Genomic DNA, 11,659 nt, shown 5'->3' with positions numbered 1-11,659 from the left:
AATCAAAAAACAATCGGTATCAACAAACTTGGCACACTATTGAGTTCTCAAACAACAGGTCACTATTCCAAAGCAGTACCACCAGCCTTGACTGGCTCGCTCCGGAGCAACTTTTCAAACTTACCCGCTGCCCGCCTCCGGGTCAAATCGGCGAAGTTGACTAGATTTTCCTTGAGGATTCATGTCGGTTTCGCCTTCCTCCACTGGGGAGCAGCGCGGGTATTAACTATACACACACTCTGCTGGCTTGGCAAAGCCCCGTCTCGGGACGGACTTGCCTGACAACAACGCTCCCCCACCACAGTGGAGGAGCGTTGGCTGGAAGGGGTGATTACGTGAGAGAGCGTCGGCCGGAAGGGGTGATTACGTGAGAGAGCGTGGGTCTATTCGGAGGGCGCGAACCACGAGGCCCCAAGCGGCGGAAGCGTGACCGTGAGCGCCGCCGGCTGTCCATCGGTTCCCGGCGCGCTGGCCTTCAAGGTGCCGGCGTTGACGACACCCGAGCCGCCATACGTTTCGGCGTCGGTGTTCAGCACCTCCACCCACTCCCCTGCTCCAGGTACACCCAGGATGTAGTCCTTGTGCGGGCCGCCGGAGAAGTTGATGGCACAGACCAGCGGCTTGCTTTCGTGGTCCCACCGGATGAAGGTGAGGACGTTGTGGTCCGCGTCCCCGCCGTTGATCCACTGGAAACCGCCGGCTTCGTTGTCGCGTTGGTACAAGGCCGGCGTCGACGAATACAGCTCATTGAGGTCCTTGATCAAAAGCTGGAGTCCGCGGTGGGCCGGGATGTCGGCAAGGAACCAGTCCAACCCGTACTGTTCGGACCACTCCGCTTCCTGGCCGAACTCGGTACCCATGAAGATGAGCTGCTTGCCCGGGTGCGCCCACTGGTATGCAAAGAAGGCACGAAGGTTTGCCAGCTGCTGCCACCGGTCACCCGGCATCTTACGAAGCATGGAACCCTTGCCGTGAACTACCTCGTCATGGCTGATGGGCAGCAGGAAGTTTTCCGTGAACGCATAGACGAGGGAGAACGTGATGGTGCCATGGTGCCATTTGCGGTTGATGGGATCCTCGGAGATGTACTTCAAAGAATCGTGCATCCAGCCCATGTTCCATTTGAGCCCGAAGCCGAGCCCGCCATGGTTGGTCGGAGCCGTCACACCGGGGAATGCCGTGGACTCTTCGGCGATGATGATGGCTCCCGGATGGGACTTGTAGACCGTGGCGTTGACCTCCTGCATGAAGGAGATGGCCTCGAGGTTTTCACGGCCACCGAACTTGTTGGGCCGCCACTGGCCTTCTTCGCGGGAGTAATCCAGGTAGATCATGGAGGCCACTGCGTCCACGCGCAGGCCGTCGATGTGGAACTCCTCCAACCAGTACAGCGCGTTGGCCACCAGGAAGTTCCGGACCTCGCTGCGCCCGAAGTCAAAGATCAGTGTTCCCCAGTCCGGGTGCTCACCGAGGGCGGGATCGGAGTGCTCATACAGGGGCTGGCCGTCAAACTTGGCCAAGGCCCAGGAGTCCTTGGGGAAGTGCGCCGGGACCCAGTCGAGGAGCACGCCGATGCCTGCCTGGTGCAGGGAGTCCACAAGGTACCGGAACTCGTCCGGGTGCCCGAACCGGGAAGTCGGCGCAAAGTAGGACGTCACCTGGTAGCCCCACGAGCCACCGAAGGGGTGCTCGGCGACGGGCATGAACTCCACGTGGGAGAAGCCAAGCCACTTCACGTAGTCGACGAGTTCCTTGGCCAGTTCCTTGTAACCAAGGCCCAAACGCCAGGAGCCCAGGTGGACTTCGTAGACGCTCATCGGCGAATTGTGGGGATCCCTTTGTGCGCGGGCAGCCATCCACTCTTCGTCCTTGAAACGGTAGCTCGGATCAACCACGCGCGAGGCAGTCAGCGGCGGAACTTCGGTCCCGAACGCCAGGGGGTCCGCTTTCTCGATCCACTGCCCTTCTTTGGTCAGGATCTCGTATTTGTAGCACGCCCCTGCTACAACACCGGGAATGAAGAGTTCCCATACGCCCGAGGAGCCCAGGGAACGCATGCCGTGAGAGCGGCCGTCCCAGCCGTTGAAGTCACCCTTGACCCGGACAGCCTGCGCGTTGGGAGCCCAAACCGCGAAGGAAACACCGTCCACTTCGCTCAGCGAGGACCTGTAGTGCTGCACATGGGCACCAAGGACGTCCCACAGCCGCTCGTGCCGGCCTTCGCCGATCAGGTGCAGGTCTACCTCACCCACCGTGGGCAAGTAGTGGTACGGGTCATCAACGGTGACCGTCTCGGCGTCGTACACCACTTCCAAACGGTAGTCCGGCACGTGGCCGGCCTGCAGCGGTTCCAGGACGGCAGCCCAGACACCGTGTGCCTCGTGCGTCATGTCCGTGCGTCCGGCTTCGGTCACCACCGCAACGGACTTGGCCAAGTGCTTCACGGTCCGGATGGTGACGTGGCCGTGATCATCCAGATGGGCGCCGAGCACGGAGTGCGGTGCGTGGTAAGCCCCCGCTGCCACGCGTTCCAAGGTCTCGGAATCCACGTGCAGTGGGACTCGGGGCCGTTCGGTACGTGCAGAGCCAGTCATGTCATTACCTTCCGCTGTAGCTGCCGCATGCTTGCCGCGGCTTGTGTTGTCGAGGATTCGTCGCGATGCGTTGACCGGGATCGACAGCCAGTCGGGCCGGTTTCGCAGCTCGTAGACCACCTCATATAAGGCCTTGTCCAGCCACAATGCCACAAAGAGCGGCGAGCGGCGGTCTATGGTTCCGGGGGTGACGTCGCTGTACCCCTCAAGGAAGGCGGCAGCGCAGTCATCCACCCAGGTTTCGGGCACCGTGGCGTCGGCGTTCTCGCGCGTGGCGGCGCCTGCGGCGTAGTCGAAGGACCGCAGCATTCCCGACACGTCCCGCAGGGGAAGGTCGGGCATGTTGCGTTCGTCGATGGTGCGCAGGGGTTCCCCTTCGAAGTCCAGGATGGCCCAACGGCCTGCGCGGTCTTCCGCGCCCGGGACCCAGAGGATCTGCCCAAGGTGAAGATCGCCATGCACTCGTTGCAGCTGCCCGACGTCGCGCGGGTCCAAAGTGTCCAGCAGTTCCTGAACATTCGCGTCGTAAGGCCCGACGGCGGAGGCGGCCTCTGCCCAGGACTGACGGACCCGCCTGGCAACAGTGGCGATGATGTCCGGGCCCTGCGCCTGACCGTCCAGAACGCCGAACGTTTCGGCCAGACGGGCATGGACCGTGGCTGTCGCAGCTCCCAAGCCGCGGGCTTCTGCGGTGAAATCTTTCCCTGCCGCCGCGGCGTCGACGGCCAGGCGCCACGCATCCTGCCCACCCAGGAGGAACTCGTGGGCGACTGTCAGCTCACCGGTGGCGGTTGCGGAACCGTTCGACGCCGGTTGGTGCCACGAGCCGGTGATCCAACCAAGCGTCGCGGGAACCTCGCTGGTTCCGGCCGCCGTCAGTGCTGCGCCCAGCTCCACTTCCGGGTTCTTGCCGGCCGCCAGCACGCGGAAAACCTTGAGGATGGCGGCCGAGTCGCCGTCGTCGATGATGACCGAGGTATTCGATTGCTCACCGGAGAGGACCCGCGCAGAAACCGGATTCCTGGGGAGCGTGACCTTGCCGTGGGTGAGATGCCCCTGCGCCGGGCTGTCCTCCAAGGAGGCTTCGCTGCGCATGAAGTCCAGCCAAGCGGAAACGAACGCGGAGTCGTACACGGCGTCGTACACCAGTTGGAGCCCGCGTTCCGGATCAGTGAACTCGCCCAAGAGCGCTGTGGGCGCGTCCACAAGCGGCTGGCTGCGGAAGCTCAACGGCACCTGGACGACGTCAGTCCGGGGACCTCCGTCGGCCGTCCGGTAGGTGACTGCCAACAACACCACCTCGAACACGGCCTCATTGCCGGCGGCCGGGAGTCTGAAACCGCCCACCTGCTCAACAGCAAAATCGGGGCTCTTCACCGGGAACCAGCGCTTGGTGGGGAGCCAGGTCCGGAGAAGACTTTCAATGGCGGGGTTGTTCGTTCCCTTGCTCATCTCATCCTTTGGTCGACACCACGGGGATCGCCTGGGTAAAAGGCGACGATGGATTGGAAGACGCCGAGCGAAGCCGCAGCCAATAGAAGCTGTGGCTGCCCAGCATCACGGTCAGGTTGCCGTTCTCGCCGACGGCCGGGAAAGGCTGGCCGCCGAAGATATCGCGCAGGCCGCGGCCCGCAAACTCGGGAAGGTCCAAGGTAGCTGCCACGGGGTGCTGCGAAAGGTTGAAGACACACAGTATGGTTTCGGCGTCCTCCCCCTCCGGATTACCGGGCGGCAACTCTCGCACGTACGCCAGCACTACCTCGTGATCGGCCTCAATGTGTCGGAAACCGCCCAAGCCGAACACCGGATGGTTCTTTCGAACGCTGAGAATCTGCCGCGTCCAGCGCAGCAGCGAACCGGAGTGCGCCGCCTCCGCCTCAACGTTGGCCATGCTGTAGTTGTAGACCAGCGACTGGATGACCGGCAGGTACAGCTTTCCCGGATCCGCCCCGGAGAAGCCCGCATTCCGATCGGGGTTCCACTGCATGGGCGTGCGGACGGCGTCGCGGTCGTCCAACCAGATGTTGTCTCCCATGCCGATCTCATCCCCGTAGTAAAGGAAGGGACTGCCAGGCAGGGACAGCAACAGCGCGTTGATCAGTTCGATCTCGGCGCGGGAATTATCCAGCAGCGGGGCCAGCCTGCGCCTGATACCGATGTTGGCCCGCATGCGCGGATCCGGGGCGTACCACCCCAGCATCGCGGCACGCTCCTCGGCCGGCACCATCTCCAGGGTGAGCTCGTCGTGGTTCCTGAGGAATGTGCCCCACTGGGCACCCTTGGGAATCTCCGGGGTCTCCCGCAACGTCTCGATGATTGGCGCGGCTTTCTGGTCCCGCAGGGCGTAATACAGCCGCGGCATGATCGGAAAGTGGAAGGCCATATGGCATTCAGGAGCTTCCTCCGTGCCGAAATACTCCACCACTTCATGCGGCGGCTGGTTGGCCTCCGCGATGATCACTCGGCCCGGGTAATTCGCGTCCACCATCCGGCGAAGGTCCTGCAGGAAGGCGTGCGTGGCCGGCAGGTTCTCGCAGTTGGTGCCCTCTTCTTCGAACAGGTAGGGGATGGCATCGGCACGGAAGCCGTCGATCCCCTGGTCCAGCCAAAACCGCACCACGTCGAAGAGGGCCTCGATGACCTTGGGGTTCTCGAAGTTCAGGTCGGGTTGGTGACTGAAGAACCGGTGCCAGAAAAACTGGCGGCGGATAGGGTCGAAGGTCCAGTTCGACTCTTCCGTATCAACGAAAATGATGCGGGCGTCCTGGTACTTCTCGTCCGTGTCACTCCACACATAGAAATCCCCGTAGGGGCCCGTGGGGTCCTTGCGTGATTCCTGGAACCAAGGGTGCTGGTCCGAGGTGTGGTTCAGGGGAAGATCGATGATCACCCGGACGCCGCGGGCGTGCGCCTCAGCCACCAACCGCTTGAAATCGCTGATGGTCCCGAACTCGTCCAGCACCGAGGTGTAGTCCGCAATGTCGTAGCCGCCATCACGCAACGGGGAATGGAAGAACGGCGGCAGCCAGAGGCAATCCACGCCCAGCCACTGCAAGTAGTCCAACTTGTCGATCAGGCCATGGAAATCGCCCGAGCCGTCCCCGTTGGCATCCGCAAAGGCCCGCACCAGTACCTCATAGAAGACTGCCTTGCGGTACCAGTTCGGATCGTGCTGGAGACCTGGGGCGTTCAACTCGAAGGTGTTCTTCGGAGTGAAGTACTGGCTGGGGTTTTGCGGAGAGAAACTCACTAAGGCTGCCTCCTGATGCTCAGGATGTGTGCCGGTTCGACATGGGCGTCAAGGCGGACGTAGTTGTGCTCGCCCCACTCCCAGCTCTGCCCGCTGATCAGGTCATCCACGCGGAAACGGCCGTCCTCGTTGAAGTCCTCAGGGTCCAGCTGCAACGCTGCCAGGTCCAGGGAAACCGTGCTCTCCCGGGTGCTGTGGGGATCCACGTTGACCACAATAATCAACGTGTCCTTGGTGCCGTCCGGCAGGGTCTTGTGCTTGGAGTAGACAATCGTGGCGTCGTCGGTGCTGTGGTGCAACGTCAGGTTCTGCAGGTCTCCCAACGCCACGTGGTCCTTGCGGATGGCGTTGAGCCGCGTGATGTACGGGGCCAGGGTCCGCCCGGACTCGGCGGCACCCTCCCAGTCCCGGGCCTTGATCTCGAACTTTTCGTTGTCGATGTACTCCTCAGCACCAGGGCGGGCAACGTGCTCATACAGCTCGTAGCCGGCGTACACGCCCCACAACGGGCTGGCTGTGGAAGCCAGGGCCGCGCGGATCTTGAAGGCCGCCGGACCGCCGTACTGCAAGTACTCGGTCAGGATGTCAGGGGTGTTGACGAAGAAGTTGGGCCGGAAGTAGGCCGGGGTAACGTGGCTGACCTCGTAGAAGTACTCTTCCAGTTCCGTCTTGGTGTTGCGCCACGTGAAATACGTGTAGGACTGCTGGAAACCGGCGCGGCCCAAGGCATGCATCATGGGTGGCCGGGTAAAAGCTTCGGCGAGGAAAACGACGTCGGGGTGCTTCTTGTTGACCTTCCCGATCAGCCACTCCCAGAACCAGACCGGTTTGGTGTGCGGGTTGTCCACGCGGAAGACCTTCACACCGTGGCTGATCCACAAGAGCACGATCCGCAGGATTTCCTTCGACAGGCCCGCGGGATCATTATCAAAGTTCAGCGGGTAGATGTCCTGGTACTTTTTGGGCGGGTTCTCCGCATATGCAATGGACCCGTCCACCCGCGTCGTGAACCATTCGGGGTTCGACGTCACCCAGGGGTGGTCCGGGGCGGCCTGCAACGCGAGGTCCAGCGCTACCTCAAGCCCCAGCTCGTTGGCGCGGGCAACAAAAGCGTCAAAATCCTCAAACGTTCCCAGCTCCGGGTGGATGGCATCGTGGCCACCGTCCTTGGAACCAATTGCCCACGGCGAACCCGGATCGTTGGGCCCCGGAGTCAGGGTGTTGTTGCGTCCCTTCCGGTGCTGGAAGCCGATCGGATGGATGGGCGGCATGTAGATGACATCGAATCCCATCTCCGCCACGGCGTCGAGCCGCTTCGCCGCCGTACGGAAGTTGCCGGACGTCCACACCCCGGTGTTGTGGTCGAAAACCGCGCCCTCGGAACGGGGGAAGAACTCGTACCAGGCGGCCCGGCCGGCGAGGTCGCGCTCCACCTGCAGGGGAAAGCGTTCGGAAACGGTCACCAATTCGCGGATCGGAAGGCGCTCGACGGCGGCCAGCACCTGGGCGCTGAACCCGGCAGCAAGGCGCTCCTCGGCAGACTTGGAGGTGTCGGCCAGCACGACGGAAGCGGCACGCAAGGTGCGCTTGTCTGCCCCGCTGCGCCCGGCGTCGTCGGCTGCTTCAGCCAGGAGGGCTGCGCCCTCGGCGAGCATCAACTCGACGTCGATGCCGGCGGCGATCTTGACCTCTGCGTTGTGGTGCCAGGTTCCGTAGCGGTCGTGCCACGCCTCGATGACGAATGACCAAGCGCCAGTGCCACCGGGGGTGATGAGGCCCTCCCACCGGTCAAGGCCCTTCCACTGTTCGCCCTGGGCGGGATTCAGGCGCACACGCTGGCGCTCCCGGCCCCTCGGGTCGAGCAGCACAGCGGACACACCAAGCTGGTCGTGGCCTTCACGGAAGACCGTGGCACCCACCACGAGGTCCTCCCCCGGCAGGGCCTTCGCCGGGAAACGGCCACCCTCCACCACCGGCTGAACAGCCGTGATGGGGAACCGGCCGAAACGAAGTCCGTCGGTGATGTCCGTTTTCGTCTTGGTTTTCAGGGCGGTGATGTTTCGCACGGTATTCGTCACAAGCACGACGTTAGCGACAAAAATCCGGAAATGCTAAGCAAACGACCTTTCTCCTCTGCGCAAGATGACTTTTACCTAAAAGAAACCCAATCCGGTTCCGACTGCCATGCCAGTCCGTTAGTGTGGCGCTCGTGAAGGCAATTCGAAGGTTTACAGTCCGCACCGTCCTCCCTGAGCCCATCAGGCCCCTGGCCCGCTTGGCGACCAACTTGCGCTGGTCCTGGCACAGGCCCACCAGGGAACTTTTTGCGAGCCTTAACCCGGCTCTCTGGGAGGCCTCGCAACACGACCCCATAGCCCTTCTGGGGTCGATCAGCCGTGAACAGCTTCAGGACCTCGCCAACAACGGCGACGTAGTGTCCCGTGTGCAGGACGCGGCAGCGGACCTGGACCGGTACCTCAGCGAACCGCGCTGGTACCAGGGTCTCGGAGAGGACGCTCCCGCCTGCATCGCCTACTTCTCCCCGGAGTTCGGCATCACCGAGGTCCTGCCGCAGTACTCCGGTGGCCTCGGCATCCTGGCAGGCGACCACCTCAAAGCCGCGTCCGACCTCGGCGTGCCGCTGATCGGCGTCGGCCTCCTCTACCAGGCCGGCTACTTCAAGCAGTCCCTGTCGCGCGACGCCTGGCAGCAGGAAACGTACCCCGTCCTGGACCCGGACGGCCTGCCGCTGACCCTGCTCCGCCACCCCGGCAAGGACGGCGTCCCCGGCAAGCCAGTCCACATTTCCCTGCCGCTGCCCAACGGCCGTGAACTCCATGCGCACGTGTGGCGTGCCGACGTCGGCCGCGTTCCACTGCTGTTGCTGGACTCAAACGTTCCGTCCAACGACGAAGCTGCTCGTGGCATCACCGACCGCCTCTACGGCGGCGGAGGCGATCACCGCCTCCAGCAGGAACTGCTGCTGGGCATGGGCGGCGTCAAGGCCCTCCGCGTCTACCAGGAGCTCACCGGCACGCCGGCGCCCGAGGTTTTCCACACCAATGAAGGCCACGCAGGTTTCCTGGGCATCGAACGCATTCAGGAAGCCATGTCCAACGCCACCGATCCCCTCAGCTGGGACGAAGCCCTGGCCGCGGGACGCGCCTCCACCGTTTTCACCACGCACACCCCCGTGCCCGCAGGCATCGACCGCTTCGAGACCGTGCAGATCAAGCACTTCTTCGACGCCGGACTGGCGCCTGCCGTTCCCACCGACCGGATCCTGGAACTCGGCCGGGAAAACTACGAAGGCGGCAACCCCTCCGTCTTCAACATGGCCGTCATGGGCCTGCGCCTCGCGCAGCGGGCCAACGGCGTCGCCAAACTGCACGGCGTGGTTTCGCGCGAAATGTTCGCCGGGCTGTGGCCGGGATTCGACCACTCGGAAATTCCCATCACATCCGTCACCAACGGCGTCCACGTCCCCACCTGGGTGGACCCGCGCATCTCTTCCCTGGCCCGGCACCAGTTCGGCGCCGAAGCTGAAGCGCTGGGACGCTGGGACCTGGCCTACAACGTCAGCGACGAGGACGTGTGGGCGCTCCGCCGCGACCTGCGCGCCCAGCTCATCGACGACGTTCGACGCCGTCTCCGGGCGTCGTGGAAGAAGCGCGGGGCCGCGGACGCCGAACTCGGGTGGACCGACTCGGTGCTGGACCCCGACGTCCTCACCATCGGCTTCGCCCGGCGCGTCCCCACTTACAAGCGGCTCACCCTGATGCTCCGCGACCCAGCGCGCCTGAAGGCCCTGCTCCTGGACCCCAAGCACCCCATCCAGTTGGTCATCGCCGGAAAATCCCACCCCGCGGATGACGCCGGTAAGAAGATGATCCAGGATCTGGTCCGCTTCACCGACGACCCCGCAGTCCGGCACAGGATCGTGTTCCTGCCCAACTACGACATCGCCATGGCGCGGACCCTCTTCCCTGGCTGCGACGTCTGGCTCAACAACCCGCTCCGCCCGCTCGAAGCCTGCGGTACCTCCGGCATGAAGGCCGCCATCAACGGCTCGCTCAACCTGTCCGTCCTCGACGGCTGGTGGGACGAAATGTACGACGGCGAAAACGGCTGGGCCATCCCCACGGCCAACAACAACGCCTCCGCCGACGAGCGCGACGACATCGAAGCATCCGCACTGTACGAGCTGCTGGAAACCCAGGTGGCGCCGCGCTTCTACGGCACCACCGTGGCCCAGGGTGCCGGTGCGGCAGGTCCGTCCGAGTCCAGCACCGAGACGGTGCCCACCCACTGGGTATCCATGATCAAGCACACCCTGGCCAACCTCGGCCCGGCGGTTTCGGCAGAACGCATGCTGCACGACTACGTGAACAACCTCTACTGCCCGGCCGCTGTTTCGGGGCGCCGCGCTGTAGCTGAATCGTTCAAGGAAGCGAAGGAACTCGCTGCCTGGATATCCAAGGTGCGGAGCGCGTGGCCCGAGGTCGTGGTGGAGCATGTGGACTCCGTCGGCGTGTCCGAGGAACCCCAGGTGGGCGACACCCTGCAGGTCAACGCCTACGTGGCCCTCAACAACCTGACACCTGACGATGTCTCCGTGGAGGTCGCCTTCGGTCGCGCCGAAGAGACCGATGAGCTGGAGGACGTGGTGGTGGCGGAACTGGCTTCCGTGGAAGACCTCGGGAACGGACGCCACCTCTTCAACGGCTCCCTGGTCATCAACCGCTCCGGCTCCTTCGGCTACACCGTCCGCGTGTTCCCGAAGCACTCGGCGTTGGCTTCCAAGGCTGAACTGGGGTTGATCGCGAACGCGTAAGCCTGTGTCCGCCCGCTGGGCAACACTGATCCTCCGCGTGCTGGCTCGTTCCTTGCCTTTGACGCACGCTTCCGGACCACTGTTGCCCAGTAGGGCGTGAGGCAGTTAGGCCGGTTCGGCGATTTTAGTTCTCGAAAACCGCGATGACTGCCAGGTCGCGGCCGGCGTAGCGCTCTGCGTCCTGCAGGATCTCGCAGACCACGCCGAAGGAGCGGTCCGTTCGGTAGGCCGCCGGGACCTGCCAGATCATGGTGACCGGGCCGCCGTCGTCCTCTGACAAGGCGTCCGCGTAGTCGTGCAGGGAGTCGTTCAAGGCGTCCAGGTTCACGCCGTAGAACTCGGGGAAGTCCAGGACCTGGCCGAAAACTTCCAGCACCGCCTGCTTAGTGTTGGCGGGAGGGACCAGAAGGGTGCGGCGACCGGCGTCGGAAACCTGTTCCTGGAGTTCTTCAAGGGTCCAGGTATCTGCTGAATAGATTTTCATGGGCTCCTACTTGCCTTCGACAATGAACTTGAACGACACGTAATGGTCGGCGGTGTAGTACTTGGCGGTGTCCTTGCCCACGATGATCCGGCGTGCGCCGCGGTCCGATTCTCCCGGCGTAACAACGGTGTACTCCTTATAGAAGCCGCTGGTCTTCTTGGGGAGCAATCCTTCAAAGTTGCCGAAGTTCACGCCGTCACGGTCGTACGGGTATGGACCACCCTTCGCGATCAGGGCCAGTGTCTGCCGGGCTTCCTTGGGGAGCTGCGACGCGTTGATCGTGGGCAGGCTGGAAGGGTTCGCCACGCCGGCGGCCGCCGTGGAAACGGCGCCAGGTACCGGCGTCCCGGTTTGCGCGCTGGAAGGTGTCAGCGGCGCGGTGAAGGGGGCGGTCAGGGCGCCGCCGCCCACCATGGCGACGACAAGCACGACGACGGCGATCACCAGCCCCGCGAAAGCCACCAGTTTGCTGCGGCTGCGGTTCATGTGGGATTTCC

At 63.7% G+C, this 11,659-nt stretch carries 6 protein-coding genes; 1 reads left to right on the top strand and 5 read right to left on the bottom strand.

The genetic code is table 11. The features are described from left to right. Window positions 1-383: 383 nt before the first annotated feature. From LRQ04_RS10565 to LRQ04_RS10555, 3 genes are read right to left on the bottom strand one after another with little or no spacing between them, the layout of a single operon-like run. Window positions 384-4,046, bottom strand: a complete 3,663-nt coding sequence (locus tag LRQ04_RS10565; protein WP_235520103.1) for a 1,4-alpha-glucan branching enzyme — start codon at window positions 4,044-4,046, stop codon at window positions 384-386. 1 nt (window position 4,047) lies between these two features. Then, window positions 4,048-5,844, bottom strand: coding sequence for a maltose alpha-D-glucosyltransferase (gene treS, locus LRQ04_RS10560; protein WP_235520102.1), 1,797 nt, complete (start codon window positions 5,842-5,844; stop codon window positions 4,048-4,050). Next, on the bottom strand, window positions 5,844-7,928 hold the full coding sequence (locus LRQ04_RS10555) for an alpha-1,4-glucan--maltose-1-phosphate maltosyltransferase (RefSeq protein WP_308194915.1): 2,085 nt from the start codon (window positions 7,926-7,928) through the stop codon (window positions 5,844-5,846). The genes treS and LRQ04_RS10555 overlap by 1 nt, the downstream gene beginning before the upstream one ends. A 125-nt stretch (window positions 7,929-8,053) precedes the next feature. On the opposite strand from LRQ04_RS10555, the gene glgP reads away from it, so the two are divergent. Beyond that, a complete protein-coding gene (glgP, locus tag LRQ04_RS10550; protein WP_235520101.1) occupies window positions 8,054-10,678 on the top strand; it encodes an alpha-glucan family phosphorylase in 2,625 nt (874 codons plus the stop codon). Window positions 10,679-10,802: 124 nt separating this feature from the next. On the opposite strand, the gene LRQ04_RS10545 is transcribed toward glgP, so the two are convergent. Both LRQ04_RS10545 and LRQ04_RS10540 read right to left on the bottom strand, forming a co-directional pair. Continuing rightward, window positions 10,803-11,162 carry a barstar family protein gene (locus LRQ04_RS10545; RefSeq protein WP_235520100.1) on the bottom strand — a complete coding sequence of 120 codons (360 nt, stop codon included), beginning with the start codon at window positions 11,160-11,162 and terminating at the stop codon, window positions 10,803-10,805. A 6-nt stretch (window positions 11,163-11,168) separates the two neighbouring features. Further along, a complete protein-coding gene (locus LRQ04_RS10540) occupies window positions 11,169-11,648 on the bottom strand; it encodes a ribonuclease domain-containing protein (RefSeq protein ID WP_235520099.1) in 480 nt (159 codons plus the stop codon). Between the last annotated feature and the right edge of the window lie 11 nt (window positions 11,649-11,659).

The organism is Paenarthrobacter sp. AR 02 (assembly GCF_021538675.1).
Lineage (GTDB): Bacteria > Actinomycetota > Actinomycetes > Actinomycetales > Micrococcaceae > Arthrobacter.
The sequence above is the reverse complement of the archived record's forward strand: the minus strand, read 5'-3'. Positions and strand labels throughout refer to the sequence as shown.

What these genes read in the sequence shown, in the direction of transcription:
- LRQ04_RS10565 (WP_235520103.1), bottom strand. Translation starts at nt 4,046, where the DNA reads ATGAGCAAGGGAACGAACAACCCCGCCATTGAAAGTCTTCTCCGGACC.
- LRQ04_RS10545 (WP_235520100.1), bottom strand. Translation starts at nt 11,162, where the DNA reads ATGAAAATCTATTCAGCAGATACCTGGACCCTTGAAGAACTCCAGGAA.
- LRQ04_RS10540 (WP_235520099.1), bottom strand. Translation starts at nt 11,648, where the DNA reads ATGAACCGCAGCCGCAGCAAACTGGTGGCTTTCGCGGGGCTGGTGATC.